Origin of the sequence: Campylobacter sp. BCW_4323 (assembly GCF_001763115.1) — a bacterium.
GTDB classification, from domain to species: domain Bacteria; phylum Campylobacterota; class Campylobacteria; order Campylobacterales; family Campylobacteraceae; genus Campylobacter_D; species Campylobacter_D jejuni.
Map to the genome: position 1 here is coordinate 20,908 of NZ_MJYC01000047.1, position 15,197 is coordinate 36,104.

General features: G+C 31.0%; 16 protein-coding genes. 6 read left to right on the forward strand and 10 right to left on the reverse strand.

Annotated elements, in window-relative coordinates:
- Position 1 precedes the first annotated feature (1 nt).
- Positions 2-826 carry an enoyl-ACP reductase FabI gene (gene fabI, locus AJN60_RS04265; RefSeq protein ID WP_002887956.1) on the forward strand — a complete coding sequence of 275 codons (825 nt, stop codon included), beginning with the start codon at positions 2-4 and terminating at the stop codon, positions 824-826.
- A gap of 3 nt (positions 827-829) precedes the next feature.
- Positions 830-2,323: a hydrogenase small subunit gene (locus AJN60_RS04270; RefSeq protein WP_070285935.1), complete on the forward strand. Its 1,494-nt coding sequence runs from the start codon at positions 830-832 to the stop codon at positions 2,321-2,323.
- On the opposite strand, the gene feoB is transcribed toward AJN60_RS04270, so the two are convergent.
- From feoB to AJN60_RS04305, 7 genes are all read right to left on the reverse strand, one after another.
- Positions 2,320-4,161 carry a ferrous iron transport protein B gene (gene feoB, locus AJN60_RS04275; protein ID WP_070285936.1) on the reverse strand — a complete coding sequence of 614 codons (1,842 nt, stop codon included), beginning with the start codon at positions 4,159-4,161 and terminating at the stop codon, positions 2,320-2,322. The two genes, AJN60_RS04270 and feoB, sit on opposite strands and share 4 nt — an antisense overlap.
- Positions 4,158-4,382 (reverse strand): FeoA family protein, encoded by a 225-nt coding sequence (locus tag AJN60_RS04280; RefSeq protein WP_002779147.1) that lies wholly within the window; start codon positions 4,380-4,382, stop codon positions 4,158-4,160. Before AJN60_RS04280 ends, feoB begins: the two co-directional genes overlap by 4 nt.
- An 81-nt stretch (positions 4,383-4,463) precedes the next feature.
- On the reverse strand, positions 4,464-5,804 hold the full coding sequence (locus AJN60_RS04285; protein ID WP_070285937.1) for an MmgE/PrpD family protein: 1,341 nt from the start codon (positions 5,802-5,804) through the stop codon (positions 4,464-4,466).
- 8 nt (positions 5,805-5,812) lie between these two features.
- On the reverse strand, positions 5,813-7,180 hold the full coding sequence (gene purB / locus AJN60_RS04290) for an adenylosuccinate lyase (RefSeq protein ID WP_070285938.1): 1,368 nt from the start codon (positions 7,178-7,180) through the stop codon (positions 5,813-5,815).
- Between the two features lie 9 nt (positions 7,181-7,189).
- Complete coding sequence (locus AJN60_RS04295; RefSeq protein ID WP_002864219.1) at positions 7,190-8,353, reverse strand: trans-sulfuration enzyme family protein; 1,164 nt, start codon at positions 8,351-8,353, stop codon at positions 7,190-7,192.
- A 12-nt stretch (positions 8,354-8,365) separates the two neighbouring features.
- Positions 8,366-9,805 carry a C4-dicarboxylate transporter DcuC gene (dcuC, locus tag AJN60_RS04300; RefSeq protein WP_070285939.1) on the reverse strand — a complete coding sequence of 480 codons (1,440 nt, stop codon included), beginning with the start codon at positions 9,803-9,805 and terminating at the stop codon, positions 8,366-8,368.
- Between the two features lie 3 nt (positions 9,806-9,808).
- Entirely contained in the window at positions 9,809-10,171 is a 363-nt protein-coding gene (locus tag AJN60_RS04305) for a RidA family protein (RefSeq protein ID WP_070285940.1), read from the reverse strand.
- A 165-nt stretch (positions 10,172-10,336) separates the two neighbouring features.
- On the opposite strand from AJN60_RS04305, the gene AJN60_RS04310 reads away from it, so the two are divergent.
- Positions 10,337-10,993 carry a helix-turn-helix transcriptional regulator gene (locus AJN60_RS04310; RefSeq protein ID WP_070248088.1) on the forward strand — a complete coding sequence of 219 codons (657 nt, stop codon included), beginning with the start codon at positions 10,337-10,339 and terminating at the stop codon, positions 10,991-10,993.
- Here AJN60_RS04310 and AJN60_RS04315 read toward each other — a convergent pair whose 3' ends face one another.
- Positions 10,994-11,464 (reverse strand): Cj1386 family hemin-binding protein, encoded by a 471-nt coding sequence (locus tag AJN60_RS04315; protein WP_002862058.1) that lies wholly within the window; start codon positions 11,462-11,464, stop codon positions 10,994-10,996.
- Between the two features lie 56 nt (positions 11,465-11,520).
- A complete protein-coding gene (locus AJN60_RS04320; protein ID WP_070285941.1) occupies positions 11,521-12,945 on the reverse strand; it encodes a catalase in 1,425 nt (474 codons plus the stop codon).
- Positions 12,946-13,115: 170 nt separating this feature from the next.
- Between AJN60_RS04320 and AJN60_RS04325 the strand changes: the two genes are divergently transcribed.
- The 3 genes from AJN60_RS04325 to fldA are packed head-to-tail and all read left to right on the forward strand — an operon-like array spanning position 13,116 to position 14,619.
- On the forward strand, positions 13,116-13,430 hold the full coding sequence (locus tag AJN60_RS04325; protein WP_002870622.1) for a DUF2325 domain-containing protein: 315 nt from the start codon (positions 13,116-13,118) through the stop codon (positions 13,428-13,430).
- Positions 13,431-13,432: 2 nt separating this feature from the next.
- Positions 13,433-14,128: a hypothetical protein gene (locus tag AJN60_RS04330; RefSeq protein ID WP_070285942.1), complete on the forward strand. Its 696-nt coding sequence runs from the start codon at positions 13,433-13,435 to the stop codon at positions 14,126-14,128.
- Positions 14,128-14,619 carry a flavodoxin FldA gene (fldA, locus tag AJN60_RS04335; RefSeq protein ID WP_002871975.1) on the forward strand — a complete coding sequence of 164 codons (492 nt, stop codon included), beginning with the start codon at positions 14,128-14,130 and terminating at the stop codon, positions 14,617-14,619. Before AJN60_RS04330 ends, fldA begins: the two co-directional genes overlap by 1 nt.
- A gap of 44 nt (positions 14,620-14,663) precedes the next feature.
- On the opposite strand, the gene AJN60_RS04340 is transcribed toward fldA, so the two are convergent.
- Entirely contained in the window at positions 14,664-15,194 is a 531-nt protein-coding gene (locus AJN60_RS04340) for a hypothetical protein (RefSeq protein ID WP_070285943.1), read from the reverse strand.
- Between the last annotated feature and the right edge of the window lie 3 nt (positions 15,195-15,197).

A 15,197-nucleotide genomic window follows, 5' to 3' on the forward strand; every position in this document is an offset into this window, starting at 1 on the left:
GATGATTATGAAGGGTAAAAAAGGCCTTATTGTAGGGGTTGCGAATAATAAATCTATCGCTTATGGCATAGCAAAAGCATGTTTTGATCAAGGAGCCCAGCTTGCTTTTACTTTTTTAAATGATGCTTTAAAAAAACGCGTAGAACCTATAGCACAAGAGTTTAATTCTAATTTTGTTTATGAGCTTGATGTAAACAATAATGAGCATTTAGATTCTATCGCTGAAAAAATCAAAAAAGATTTAGGCGAGATTGATTTTGTAGTGCATGCGGTTGCTTTTGCTCCAAAAGAAGCTTTAGAAAATTCTTTTTTAGAAACTTCAAAAGAAGCTTTTGATATAGCTATGCAAACTTCTGTGTATTCTTTACTTTCTTTAACACGTGCAGTTTTACCTATTTTAAAAGATAAGGGTTCGATTTTGACTTTAAGTTATCTTGGTGGGGTTAAATATGTACCTCATTATAATGTTATGGGTGTAGCAAAAGCTGCACTTGAAAGTTCTGTGCGTTATTTGGCAAGAGATTTAGGGGTAAAAGGAATTCGTGTTAATGCTATTTCAGCAGGTCCTATTAAAACTTTAGCAGCAAGTGGAATAGGGGATTTTAGAATGATTTTAAAATACAATGAAATCAATTCTCCTTTAAAACGCAATGTTAGCATAGAAGATGTAGGAAATTCGGCTATGTATTTACTTAGTGATTTGGCAAATGGTGTTACAGGTGAAATACATTATGTCGATGCAGGATATAACATCATGGGTATGGGCGATGTTGAAAAAAATGAAGAAGGGCAAACTGTTCTTTGTTGGGATAATCAAAAAGGATAAAAAATGGCAAAGCTTAGCAATGAAGAATTAAAAAATATACTTGAAGATCGCATTAAAAAACTTGAAAATTCTACTTTAAAAGAGGATAAGGTTATTAATGAAGAAAGTGTAAAAATTCTTGCTAGGCATTTATCTTTAGGCAATGAAATTCCAGCTCTTGCTCAAAGATTTTTTCAAATCGCACCTAAAACAAAGTTAGTATGGCTTCATCTTTGTGAATGTACTGGGTGTAGTGAGAGTTTGTTGCGTTCTGAGTTGCCAAGTTTTGATGAGCTTATTTTTGATTTTTTTTCTTTAGAATATCATGAAACTTTAATGGCAGCAAATGGCACTAAGGCTGAAGAGCTTTTAGAGCATGTTTTAGAAGAAGATTTTATTTTAGCGGTTGAAGGTGGTGTTGCAGCCATTGATACCTTTTTTCTTACTATAGGAGCACAAGGAGAGAGTGGCTATGAAATTTTAGAAAAATTAGCTGCTAAAGCCAAGGCTATTTTTGCAGTGGGTACTTGTTCAAGTTATGGTGGTATTCAGGCTGCTTATCCAAATCCTAGTAAAACCTGTGGTATTAGTGAAGTCTTAAGTCAAAAAGTAGTAAATATCCCAGGTTGTCCCCCAAGTGATATAAATATCATTGCGACTTTAAGTTTTTTTGCTTTATTTGGAGTTTTGCCTGAACTTGATGAGCAAAATCGTCCTATGTGGGCTTATGGTAAATGTTTGCATGATATGTGTGAAAGAAAGGCGAAATTTGAAAGTGGGATTTTTGCTGAACATTTTGATGATGAAGCTGCAAAGAATGGAGCTTGTTTATTTAAGATAGGTTGTAAAGGACCTTATACTTACAACAACTGCCCTAAAGTGAAATTCAATGCTAAAACTTCTTGGCCAGTGGCTGCAGGACATGGTTGTATAGCCTGTAGTGAGAAAAATTTTTGGGATGAGTTTGGGAATTATGAAAAGCCTATGGCAAATATTTTTTCTTACGCTAAACTTTGCAATGAAGAGTTAAAACAAGAATTTTTTCTAGAAGTGCAAATTAAAATTTTAGAACAAATAGATTTTGAATTTGAAAGCAATATAAAACTTATTTTACAAAATATAGCTAAAAATAAATTAGGTGCTTTGCTTGTAGAAAATTATAAAAAATCTTTTGAGAAAAACTATGCTTTTATAGAACAAAATTTTGATGAAAATTCCATGCCTTCAAAAGATTTTTGGAAATATCTTGAGATGAGTTTTATTTTAGTTAAAGGTGAGTTTTTAAAAGATAAGAATGATTTTTTAATTGCGGCAAAAAATTACGCTTTTAAACATGCAAGTCCTTATGATTTTAAGTTAAATATGAACGCTGAAAAACCAAAGCTTGATGTGAGTAAATCTTTTCGTATGACTTTAATTTATCTCTGCGGCGGACTTGATTTTGAAGGTATTACTTATAGTATTTTAAAAGCTTTTGAAGATAATATTGCTAAAATTTCATCATTAAAAGCAAGTTAGTTTAATAAAATTTTAGCAATATGAAGTCCTATAAAAGCTACTATATAAGCACTTGTGCAGGTAAAAAGAAAGAGAAAGAGAGTATATTTTAGCTTTCCACTTTCTTTTGAAAAAACTATAGTTGCTGCAAAGCAGGGATTATAAATCATTACAAATAAAATAAAAGCCACTGCACTTGGTATGGATATGTTTTTAGCGATAATTCCTTTTAAATCATTATTTGTTTCATCTACATCTTTTCCTAGTGAATAAAGTACTCCCATAGTTGAGATCATCACTTCTTTAGCAGCCAAACCACTGATTAAAGATACGCTTAATTTCCAATCTAACTCAAGGGGTTTAAAAATAGGTTCTATGCCTTTGCCAAATTGTCCTAAATAACTTTGTTCTATAGCTCTTTCTTGAGCATTAAAATCATTTAAATTTTCTTCACTTTTTGGAAAATTACTAGCAAACCATATGAGCAAAGAGGCCAAAAGTATGAAAGTTCCTGCTTTTTTAAGATACATTTTGGCTTTATTATAAACCATAAACCAAACTAAATGCCAATTTAGCATACGATATTTCGGCATTTCCATAACAAAAGGTTCATCAAGTCCACGAAATGCTGTCATCCTTAAAAATTTTGCAGCACAAAGTCCTAAAATCGCACCTAAAATATAAATTCCAAAAAGATAATTTCCTGCTTTTTCACTTGGAAAAAAAGCACCGATAAAAAGCACATATACAGGAAGTCTTGCCCCACAACTCATAAAATTGATCACAAAAAGAGTTAAAAGTCTATCTCTTTTGTTCTTAAGAGTGCGTGTAGCCATAAAAGCAGGTACCGAACAACCAAAACCAGTGATTAGCGGAATAAAACTTTTACCATGCAAACCAAATTTATGTAAAATCCCATCAAGTAAAAAAGCTACTCTTGACATATAGCCTGTGGTTTCTAAAAGAGCTATGCCTAAAAATAAAATCATTATATTAGGTAAAAAAAGTATCACAGCACCAACACCTGCGATAATCCCATCAGCCAAAGCTGAAGCGATAAAGGTATTAGAAATATTGTTTTTAACAAATTCACCTAAGGCATTAAAGCCTGATTCTATATAATCCATAGGAATTTGTCCTAAGCTAAAGGTGAGTTGAAATAAAAGCCACATTAAAAATAAAAATATAGGTAAGCCAAAGAATTTATGGATAAGTAAGGCATCGATTTTTTTGGTTAAATTTCTTTCTTCTTTTTTGTGTGTAATAATTTTTTTTGAAAGTTCATTAATAAAATATAATAAATCTTCTTTTTCTGGACTTTTTTCGCAAAGCGGAGTATAAAATTGGGATCTTGGAATAAATTTATTTTCAAATAAAATAATAATTTTTTGCAGCAAAAGTTCTAAATTTTCTTTTGTTTTTGCTGAAATTTCAACAACTTGACTTTGAAATTCTTGGCTTAAAATAGAAGTGTCAAGCTCTATGCCTTCTTTTTTGGCTTCATCGCACATATTTAAAGCTAAAAGCATTTTTTTATTAAGGCTTAAAAGTTCTGCACTAAGGATAAGATTGCGTTCTAAATTGGTAGCATCTAAAACATTAACAATAACATCATAGTCATTTTGATTTAAAAAATGACGTGTGATTTTTTCTTCTTCGCTATATCCATCTAAAGAATAAGTTCCTGGTAAATCAATGACTTCAAATTCATAGTTTTTGTAAAAAGTTTTTGCACTTGCTTTTTCTATAGTAACTCCGCTAAAATTTCCTACTTTCATATTAGCTTTGCAAAGCGCATTAATAAGAAGACTTTTGCCTACATTAGGCTGACCTACAAGGGCTATCTTGATTTTTTTCATATAAGATTCACTTCTATGGTTTTAGCTTCATCAGATCTTAGGATAACACAACTTGTATCAAGTTCTACCATTATGGTGGCATTTTTTAAAGAGGAGTGAATTTTTTTCAAGTTTTTATTTTTAATAAATCCAAAGCTTAAAAGTCTATTTTTGAGTTCTTTGTGAGCGTTTAAATTGACAATAATAGCCTTTTGTCCATCTTTTAACTCGTTTAAAGTCATTGTAATTCCTAAATTAATAATAAATATTATAATAAAAAAGTGTAATGAAATTATCCTTCTTGTAAAAAGAAGGATAAATATTTAAAAAGAAAAGTGGTTTAAATTTTCTAGATTGATGATTTGATCTAGAATTTTGTTAGCTTTAGCATTATCAAGGTAAATTTGTGCATTGGCTAAAAATTTAGCTTTTAATTCTTCAAAACTTAGTGGATTATCAAAATTACCTTTATTGATAAAAACATCTTTTTGGATTATGCGTCCATCTTGCAAACTAGCTTCTAAATGCCCTGGAAAATATTTTGGAAAGCCTTGAGATTTCCTTTTTTCGTAACTGATTTTTTTAGCAAATTCTAGTACTTCTTCACGCTTTAAATTTTCATAAGATTCAAGAGTGATTTTACCATCAAAGAATCCTAGAGCCATTAAAAAAGGCATGGAAAATTTAGCTTCATAAGCACTATTTGGAGTGTATTTTGCTTCCAAAGGATCACAGATAAAAGAAATAGGAACTTCATCTACAAAACAATGAATACTTTTAATTTCATCAGCTTTTAAACCATCATTTTTTAAAGCAATAGCACAATCAATAAGCCCATGAGCAAAATGACAACTTGGATAAGGCTTGATTGAAACTTGCATGGTTTGCCAAATTTCACCTAAGGATTTGCTAAGTTCTGTTTTATCGCATTCTTCCTCTATACCAAAACATTTAAAGATATTGTCTCTACCTTCAAAAATACTCAAAGGCCCACTCATATTGTTTTTGGCAAAATGAGCTACCATAATACCGTTTTTAATAGCATTGGCAATATGTAAAACTTTTGAATTAGATCCATTGGATAAAAACTCATTAACCCCACTTGCAAAACTTCCTGCAAGTCCTAAAGCATTGATGATTTGTTCTTTGTTAAGATCCAGCAAGATTGCACTTGCACTCACGCTTCCAAAAATTCCCGCAATAGCAGTAGTATGAAAACCGCGCTTATGAAAAGTGCCTTTACCTGCAATGCCTACTCTAGCTGCAATTTCCCAGCCTATTATAAAAGCTTTGATGATTTTTTTTGCATCTTTGTTAACATGAAAACCATAACTTAAACAAAGTGGAGTTAAAATCGCACTTGCATGCAAAATCGCTTCTGTATGCGTATCGTCAAAATCTAACGCATGAGAAGCAATGCCATCTAGCATGGCTGCGTATATAGGATCTAATTTTTGATCATTTACCCAAATAGGAGTATTTTTTTCTGTGCTTAAATTTTCAAAAGCTTTAAAAGCATTTAAAACACATTCTTCTTTGCTTGCTGCTATAGCTGTTCCAAGGCTATCAAGCATAAGTTCTTTAGCCCTTTGAACAACTGTATTAGGGATATTTTCATATTTAAGATTGAAAATAAAATCCGCTAAAATTTCACTATAGAACATGATTTTTCCTATTTTAAGATAGCGCTATTTTTGATTTTTGCTAAAAATTCATCTACAAGTTTTGGTGCATATCCTACATAGGTTGTTGCATCAAGTAAAGCATCAATTTCTTTTTCTTTCAATACCTTAGATACTCTTTTATCTGTAAGTAAAACTTCTTTAAAAGTTTTTTGTTTTTCTATACCTAGCATAGCATTTTCATAAACAATTTCATGGGCATGTTGTTTTCCATAATGATCACTTAATGCAAACATAACACGCTCTGCTAAAACAAAACCATTAAGAGTATTTAAATTTTTAAGCATTTTGTCTTTTTTTACTTCTAAATCACTAAGAGCGAATTTCATATTTGCTAAAACCACAGAAAGCATTAAAAACATTTCAGGTAAAAGCTTCCATTCCATTTTCCAAACTTGACCATCTCTTTCATGTTCATGTCTTTCAATATCGCTTAAAATGGCTAAATTTGCTTTAAAGGCATTGCTTACTGTAACTGCATTTTCGCTTACTGCAGGATTTCTTTTGTGTGGCATAGTGCTTGATCCTACTTGTCCTTTACCAAAAGGTTCAGCAACTTCATCAATTTCATTATGCGAAAGGATTAAAATTTCATGAGCGATTTTGTTAAAGGTTGCGTTGATATTACCTAGTACAAAACCAAGTTCTATAAAGCGATCACGTGCGCTCTGCCAAGAAATATTAGGCACATCAAGTCCTAAATTTTCTAAAGTGAGTTTTTCTACCTCATTGCACTCATCACTTAAACTTGCTTTAGTTCCTACAGCGCCTACTATACTGCCTACATAAAGTCTTTTTTCAAGCTCAAGTATTCTTCCAAAATGACGCTCAAGTTCGCTTAACCAAATAGCCACTTTATGTCCGAAAGTAATAGGCAAAGCCTGAAGTGCTAAAGTTCTTCCCATCATAGCAGTATTTTTATGGGTTTTAGCTAGTTTTGCTAGGGCTTTTGCGATAGCTTTTAATTCGCTTTTTACAAGAGTCATTGCTTCTTTAAATTGTAAAACCAGTCCTGTATCGATGATATCTTGAGTGGTTACTCCAAAATGCACATATTCTCCTAAATTATTATCGCAAGCTTTTTCTAATCCTCTTACAGTAGGAACTAAAGGGTGTTTGGTCTTTTTAAATTCAGCAAAGATAAAGTCCATATCCATAAATTTATAATGAGCTTTTTTTGCGATCTCATCAGCTGCTTTTTTCGGGATAATTTTAAGTTTTGCTTGTGCTTTTGCTAAAGCTGCTTCAACATCGAGCCATTTTTGTATGCGGTTTTGTTCGCAAAAAATAGCACGCATTTCCTGCGTGCTCCATGAGTCTGCTAGTAATCTATGATCAAATACGCTAATTCCTGTCATCTTATCTCCTTATTTTTTAATACTATCAAAAGCTTGTGTTAAATCAGCAATTAAATCTTTAGTATCTTCAAGACCTATATGAAATCTTACAAATGGCCCTCTTGCGCTTAGGTCTGTTGCGGTTCTAGGCGGAGTAGTTACGGTGGCTAAGCTTTCATATCCACCCCAGCTAGCACCAATTGAAAAGTATTCTAGTTTATCTACAAATTTAATAGCATCCTCTTTGCTATAACCTTCTGCAAATTCTATGGTAATCATACCATTTGCACCTTTATGATCACGCATGAAAATTTCATGATTTAGGTGGGATTTGAGTTTTGGATAGAAAATTGTTTTAATTTCTTTTCTGTTTTGTAAAAACTCTACAATTTCATCAGCACTTTTTTCATGAGCTTTCATTCTCACATCTAGTGTTCTCATACCACGAAGTACTAAGTAAGCATCATCAGGACTTGTTGTAAAGCCTAAAGCTTCTGGAAGTTTGTCAAAATTTTTCCATTCTTTTTCGTTGATTACTACTATACCCATGGTTACATCAGAGTGTCCGCTAAGATATTTTGTAGCAGCGATAACTGAAATATCCACTCCAAGTTCTAAAGGATTTAGAAAATATCCACTAGAATAAGTATTATCAATGGCTACAGGGATATTATGCGCATGGGCAATTTTGCAAAGTTTTGGTAAATCTATGATTTCATAAAGTATAGAACCTGGACTTTCGCATAAGATAAGCTTGGTATTAGGTTTGATTTTTTCTTCTACATCACTTGCATCAGCTTTTAAAAAATCAATTTCAACACCTATTTTTTCTAAAAATAATTCGCAAATCGTTCTTACAGGCCCATAAATTGCATCAGTAATTAAAAAATGTGCATCTTTGCTTGCATAGTTTAAAAGCACCATAGCTAATGCTGCAAGTCCTGTTGGGAAAAGTTGTGCTCTATAGCCACCCTCTAGAGTGCAAATAAGTTTTTCAAGTTCAAAATTAGTTGTTGTTCCTCTAGCTCCATAACTTAAAACACGATCTGTTTTTCTTAATTCTCTGTATTTTTGCCAAGTTGCGTGATCTTTAAAAAGTATGGTTGATGCACGCATAAGCGTAGGATTAACTGATCTTACTTCAGCGCCTTGATCACCTCTGCCACAATGAATAAGTTTAGTTTTTGAGTTCATTTTTTCTCCTTTTTAAAGATAAATATAAGTCATAATAACATTTACAATAGCCGCTACAAGCATAGGAATAGCTGTTCTTTTAACCACGGCAAAAGGACTTACTTTTGCAATAGCTGAGATAGCTAAGATTGCTGGCGCAATAGGACTAACACATCTTCCAAAGCCCGTCATGATTTGAATTGGTGCTATCATGGTGATAGTTTCAACTCCAAAGTGTTTTGCTATATTTGGGATAAGTGGAGCAAAGCTAAAAAATGCTGCATTTCCTGAACCCATTAAGAAAGCACAAACTGCAAGCAAGATTGAAACGGCGATAATAATAGCCAAAACTCCAAATCCTGCATTTTTGCAAAATTCTATTAAAGTATCTACAAAACCTACAGATAAAAGACCACTTGCAAATACTTGACCACAAACGATGAGTGAAACTGTGATAACAAATAAATGTCCCATTCCTTTAAAGAAAATCATAATAGAATTAAGAGTTTCTACTATGCTTTTATAGCGTATTATTTCAAAAATAATAGCCACAAAAGTTGAAATCACCATTGCTACTGGAACATTCATTTTAATTGCGGTACTAGCAGCTGCTTTGACTTCTTCAGCACTATTTATTCCCATTAAAACCAAGATGCTATCGAGTACTGAACTAAATCCTAGGATTAAAACCAAAGGAATTATAGGTAAAATTGCATAAATTCTAGGAGGTTTTTTAAGTTCTTTTTCTTTGCCTTCATTTTCATTTAGTTCTTTTTCAATTTCTTGTGCATTGAAGACAAAATTATCTTTTTTGTCAAAAAATTTATTGCAAAGATATATTGCAATACCTACAGCTATAATGATAGGTAAAGTCGTAGGGAGTTGATAATGAACAAAATAAATTGCAGGATCAATTTCAGCTACTTTTGACGCCATGATCACATTTCCACTCCCAGGTCCATGATCGATATATTGACAAATAGCAATCACGCTTAAGGCAGAAAGCTTTGAAACACCAGAGCGTACAAGTATAGGATACATAGTAACCATAAGTAAAAGTGCCAAGCCTGCGTGAGAAGGGATAAAAAGAACTAAAAATTGCACGATAAAATAAGCAACTATGAGTAAAACATAAGGAGATTTTACAGCTTTTAAAGGTTTTTCAAAAACTTTAAAAAGTGCATAAGAAGCCCCTACATGATCCATATAAGCAGAAAAACCTGCTATAGTCATAAGTGTAAGTCCAAGCCCTGCTAATGTACTTGACATGGTTTGATTAAAAACTTGAAAAATATCAAAAAAACCTAAATTTAAAGAACCTTTAGAGACAATGTGTGGAGAAAGTCCAAAAATAGCAGCTAAGGAAAGTAAAAGTAAACCACTTAAAAGCAATGCCATGTGAGCATTGATTTTTTTATAAAGCATAAAAACAAGTAAAAAAATGCTAAATAGAGATAAAACAATACCTAGCATATTTTAGCCTTTTTGAGCGATGATCTCTATCTCTACTTTAGCTTTTTTTGGCAGATCTTTTACCGCAAAAGCACTTCTTGCTGGATAAGGATCTTTAAAAAATTCAGCATAAATTTCATTAAATGCTACAAAATCATTGATATCAGCTAAAAAGCAAGTGGTTTTAATCACTTTATCATAACTGATACCATTTTCTTCTAAAATAGCACCGATATTTTTCAAAGATTGTTTGGTTTGTTCTTTGATGTCAGAACTTTCTATTTCTCCTGAAATAGGGTTGATAGGAAGTTGTCCTGATATAAATAAAAGTCCATTTGCTTCTCTGTAAACTGAGTATGGACCAATGGCCTTTGGATAGTTTGACATGAATTCTCCTTTGTTAAATATAGATTAAGCAGAATGCATTTTATCACTACAATAATAATTTGTCAATAGTTTATTATCATAATAATAAAATTTTATTTTTAAGAAATGTTTTAAAGTATAAAGAGTAGAATTTAATATTATATTAATTTTATTGAAGGCGGTTTTATGGATGAGGGGCAAAAACAACAATTTATAAAGTTGACATATTTTTTAGGAGAAGTTTTAGGTGAGCAATATGAGATAGTTTTTCATGTAATTACTGAAGATGGGGCCTATATTGCAGCAATTGCTAACAGTCACATTAGTGGGAGAAGTTTAGATTCTCCCTTGACTGCTTTTGCAAGTGAGCTTATGCAAAATAAAAAATATTTAGAAAAAGATTTTTTATGTGATTATAAGGCTCTTGTTGGAAAATCAAAATTAATTAGAGGATCTACTTTTTTTATTAAAAATCATGATGAATTAGTAGGTATTTTGTGTATCAATCATGATACTAGTGTTATGAGAGATTTAATATGCAAGATGATTGATTTAGAAAAAATTGGAGATATGGGTGATATTTTAGGAAATATTAGTTTTTCTCAAAATGATTCAAGCATAGAAACATTAAGTCACTCAATAGAGGATATTTTAGTTCAAAGTGTAGATTCTAGTTATTTAAATTCTGATTATCAATTAAGCATTACTCAAAAAGAAGAAATTGCTGAAAAGCTATATGAAAAAGGTATTTTTAATATAAAAGGAGCGGTTCCTATCGTAGCAAAATTTTTAAAAATTTCAGAACCTAGTGTTTATAGGTATCTGAAGAAATTTAAAAAATAACTAAAATTTTTTGATAAATTTTAGTATTTTTAGGCTCATTTTCTTTAAAAAATTATTTTTAGATTTTTTGAGTAAAAATTCTGCCACATCTTTGCGTCCAAACATAATAGCAAAAGTATAAGGTGTCATTCCTAAACCATTGTTTTCATCAATATTTGCTCCATACTTAACTAAAAGTTCACACATAGGTAAGTATCCTTTAAAACAAACTCCTGCTAATGGGGTTTGTCCACGATCGTTTTTTTCATCTACTTTTGCACCTTTTTCTAAAAGCATTTTAGCGCTTTCATAAGAATTATTATAAGCTGCAAGCATAAGTAAGCTATCGCCTTTATGAGTTTTTAAATTTACATTTAAACCCGCTTCTATCATGATTTTAAGATTTTCACATTCATTATTTCTTGCAAAATTAAAAGCCATTTTGCAAAGCTCTTCAAATCTTTTTTCTTCTTCTAAACTAAGAGTTGTCATTGTTTTTCCTTAATTATTATAATCTTTAGTTTGCCACCAAAAGTGGCAAGTAAAAATTATTTTTCTAAAGCTTTCTTAATTCCTTTTGCATAATCAGGTGAAATTTTTTCAAAATGTTCTAAAGCTCTAGTGATAATTTTTTCATCAACTCCTTCCATAGAAGCAGCGATATTATGAAAAAGTTGAGTTTTTTGATCATCATTCATAAGATTAAATAAAGCTCTTGGTTGAGTATAAAAGTCATTATCTAGTGGAGCATATCTTTGTGCCACGCTTTCTAAGACTAAATCAGGTTCAAGATAGCTTTTATCTTCTTTTGGGCTGTTATCATAGCTGTTTGGTTCATAATAAGCTGCATCATTTTTATAATTATCAAAATTCATAGCACCAGCGACATTGTAAGTATTCACTTCGCTTTTTGCACGATTTACTGGTAAAAGATGATAATTAGTTCCTATTCTATATCTTTGTGCATCAGGATATGAAAAAATTCTAGCTTGCAACATTTTATCAGGGCTAAAGCCAATTCCAGGAACGATATTGCTTGGACTAAAGGCAGCTTGTTCAACTTCATTAAAATAATTTTGAGGATTTTTGTTTAGAATCATTTCGCCTATATCCATCAAAGGTACAAGACTATGAGGCCAAATTTTTGTTAAATCAAAAGGATTAAATCCAAGCTTTTCTATATCTTTTTCAGCAAGAATTTGAACTTGAACTTTCCATTTTGGAAAATCTTTATTTTCTATAGCATTATAGAGATCTCTTTGATGACTTTCCCTATCCTTTGCTATAAGCTCTGCAGCTTCTTGGTTGGTAAGATTTTTAATCCCTTGTTGGGTTTTAAAATGGAATTTCACCCAAAATCTTTCATTTTTATCATTAATAAAACTATAAGTATGGCTTCCAAATCCATGCATATGACGATAACTTGCAGGAATTCCTCTATCACTCATAAGAATGGTTACTTGATGTAAGCTTTCAGGACATAAACTCCAAAAATCCCAAGCAGCATTATTGCTTCTTAAATGTGTTCTTGGATCTCTTTTTTGAGTATGGATAAAATCAGGGAATTTATAAGCATCACGGATGAAGAATGTCGGAGTGTTATTTCCTACCAAGTCCCAGTTTCCTTCTTTGGTGTAAAATTTAATAGCAAAACCTCTCACATCGCGTTCAGCATCTGCTGCACCTGCTTCACCTGCTACTGTTGAAAAGCGTAAAAATAATGGAGTAACTTCGCCTTTTTGAAAAATTTTAGCTTTGGTATAAGCACTTAAGTCTGCTGTAATTTTTATTTCGCCATAAGCTCCACTTCCCTTAGCATGAACGGTTCTTTCTGGAATTCTTTCTCTATTTTGATGAGCAAGTTTTTCAAGTAAAAGATAATCTTGCATAAGTAAAGGTCCTTTTGCGCCTGCGCTTAATGAATTTTGGTTATCGGCTATAATGTTTCCAAAATCGTTAGTCAATTTTTTCATTGTTTTCTCCTAAATAATAAAATTTATTAATTAGTAAATTATATCTATTAAAAATTAAAATTAACTGAATAATTGCATTTTATTAATAATAAATTTCAAAATAAATTTAGTTTTTTTATATTATAATAATAATTATCAAAATATATTTTAAAAATCACAAAGGAGAATTTATGTCAGTTTTGGTTATTGGTGCAGATGAAATCACTCCTATTAGAGCTGTTTTACATGATTTAGGTGCTAAAAAAATAGAACACTGGGATGCGCGTAATGAAAATAGAGTTAATCGCAAGCCGATTCCTTGTGATACAGAATGTATAGTAATGTTAACAAGCTTTTTAAATCATAATACTATGAAAAAAATCAAAAGTGAAGCTAAAAAGCGTAAAATTCCATTAGTTTGTGCAAAAAGAAGTGTAAGTTGTGTGTATTGTGAATATTGTAAAATTTTTAATCTTAATAAAGAATTTTCTTGCTATAAAGGTTAAAGATGTTATTTGGATTTGATGATAAGCGAGAATTTATACCGCAAATTTATCGCTATTTAAACAATCAAGAGCTTATGTTGACTTTTTTAACTCAATATAATGCGAGCGTTGATAGCGCTCTAAAAATTCCTCTTTTATATGCAAAAAATACCAAGAGTTTAAAAATGATATTTGGAAATTTTTTACATGATATAATGCATGTTTCATTTGGTAAGATTCAAAATATAAATATCAAGCTTAATGCATACGCTTTTTACTTTCAAAAAAGAAAAAGCTTAATTTTTAATACTAAAATATCTAAGAATGTCGATCTTTTAAGACTTTTAAGAATTTATCTTTATGGCATTTGTTTTGATGCACAAATTTTATTTAGCTCTTATGTTTATGATAAGGTTTCTTTTCAAAATAATGGAAAAAATATAGATCAAGATGGTGATCTTATTATAATAGATAAGAAATTTGCAATTTTACCACTTTGCAAAGAGATTAATATACATAATTTAAAAATTGAAAATGAAATTCATGGATTATTGGATTTAATAAAAGAAAATAATTTTGAAAAATTTTATATTGTTTGTCCGCGTAACAAAAATTTCACACATTTTATTGAAATAAAACATTTTTTGTGTGATTTAAACAAAACTATGTTAAAATTAGTTCCGTATAAAATATCAAATCAAATTATAAGGAGAAAATAATGTCAGTAGCAGTAATCTATGGTAGTGCTATGGGAAATACAGAAGGAGCGGCTAATACAATTGCTTCAAAACTTGGAATTAGCGATGTTTTTAATATCTCAGATATTGATGCATCTAAAATAAATTCTTACGATAAATTAATTTGTGGAACTTCAACTTGGGGAAGTGGTGATTTGCAAGATGATTGGGATGGTTTTGATTTTTCAGGGCTTAGTCTTGGTGGAAAAACTGTAGCTGTATTTGGTATGGGTGATAGTGAAAGTTATTCTGACACTTTTTGTGGTGGCATGGGTAAATTAGCTCAAAATTTAAAAGATGCAGGTGCAAATTTGGTAGGAGAAGTTTCAACTGATGGTTATACATTTGAAGCAAGCGATGCGGTTGTAGATGGTAAATTTGTTGGACTTGCTCTTGACAATGATAATCAAGAAGATCAAACTGAATCAAGAATTGATGCTTGGGTAGAACAAATTAAACCTTATTTTGCTTAATAGTTCTTAAAATCAAGAGTCTTTATACTCTTGATTGTCTTTTCTTAAAAATAAAAAAAACTCACTATTTGATTTATAATTTTATTTTCTAAAGATAATTGACAGCGTTCTTTATTTCCAAGATAAGCCGTTCTTGCAAGAAGACTTGTTTTTTGAGAATTGTGATTTTTAGAGTTGATTTGTAAATTAACCTGCATAGTATAGTAGTTTTCCACCATCCATTCTCCATCGCTTTCCAAAGGATCAAAATCATAAAAAAATCTTGCTGAAGTTGTGATTTTTTGAGCATAAGAATGCTTTTTCATATCTACAAGATTGATTAAAATTTCATAATCTGCATTCTCTTTTACTTCTTTTAAACCTAAATTTTTAAGTTTTAAAGCCAAATCTCTATCCAAAGTAGTTCGAAGTTGATTAGGATTTTGAAAGGAAATTTTAAAACTTTGTTGTTTTTGCGATCTGATAAAAATGCCTTCATTGCTTGTTTGAATAAAGCTTTGTATGAAAGTTGCATTGGTGCAAGCACTCATAAAGAGTGCTATAAAAAAGCTTAAAATTAAAGCAAATTTAGACATTAG

Bases quoted from the DNA above. Each gene is read 5' to 3' on its own strand.
- AJN60_RS04340 (WP_070285943.1), bottom strand. From the start codon at position 15,194: ATGTCTAAATTTGCTTTAATTTTAAGCTTTTTTATAGCACTCTTTATG.
- AJN60_RS04280 (WP_002779147.1), bottom strand. From the start codon at position 4,382: ATGACTTTAAACGAGTTAAAAGATGGACAAAAGGCTATTATTGTCAAT.
- AJN60_RS04325 (WP_002870622.1), top strand. From the start codon at position 13,116: ATGTCAGTTTTGGTTATTGGTGCAGATGAAATCACTCCTATTAGAGCT.
- purB (WP_070285938.1), bottom strand. From the start codon at position 7,180: ATGACAGGAATTAGCGTATTTGATCATAGATTACTAGCAGACTCATGG.
- fldA (WP_002871975.1), top strand. From the start codon at position 14,128: ATGTCAGTAGCAGTAATCTATGGTAGTGCTATGGGAAATACAGAAGGA.
- AJN60_RS04305 (WP_070285940.1), bottom strand. From the start codon at position 10,171: ATGTCAAACTATCCAAAGGCCATTGGTCCATACTCAGTTTACAGAGAA.
- AJN60_RS04310 (WP_070248088.1), top strand. From the start codon at position 10,337: ATGGATGAGGGGCAAAAACAACAATTTATAAAGTTGACATATTTTTTA.
- fabI (WP_002887956.1), top strand. From the start codon at position 2: ATGATTATGAAGGGTAAAAAAGGCCTTATTGTAGGGGTTGCGAATAAT.
- feoB (WP_070285936.1), bottom strand. From the start codon at position 4,161: ATGAAAAAAATCAAGATAGCCCTTGTAGGTCAGCCTAATGTAGGCAAA.
- AJN60_RS04270 (WP_070285935.1), top strand. From the start codon at position 830: ATGGCAAAGCTTAGCAATGAAGAATTAAAAAATATACTTGAAGATCGC.
- AJN60_RS04285 (WP_070285937.1), bottom strand. From the start codon at position 5,804: ATGTTCTATAGTGAAATTTTAGCGGATTTTATTTTCAATCTTAAATAT.
- AJN60_RS04295 (WP_002864219.1), bottom strand. From the start codon at position 8,353: ATGAACTCAAAAACTAAACTTATTCATTGTGGCAGAGGTGATCAAGGC.
- AJN60_RS04320 (WP_070285941.1), bottom strand. From the start codon at position 12,945: ATGAAAAAATTGACTAACGATTTTGGAAACATTATAGCCGATAACCAA.
- AJN60_RS04330 (WP_070285942.1), top strand. From the start codon at position 13,433: ATGTTATTTGGATTTGATGATAAGCGAGAATTTATACCGCAAATTTAT.
- dcuC (WP_070285939.1), bottom strand. From the start codon at position 9,805: ATGCTAGGTATTGTTTTATCTCTATTTAGCATTTTTTTACTTGTTTTT.
- AJN60_RS04315 (WP_002862058.1), bottom strand. From the start codon at position 11,464: ATGACAACTCTTAGTTTAGAAGAAGAAAAAAGATTTGAAGAGCTTTGC.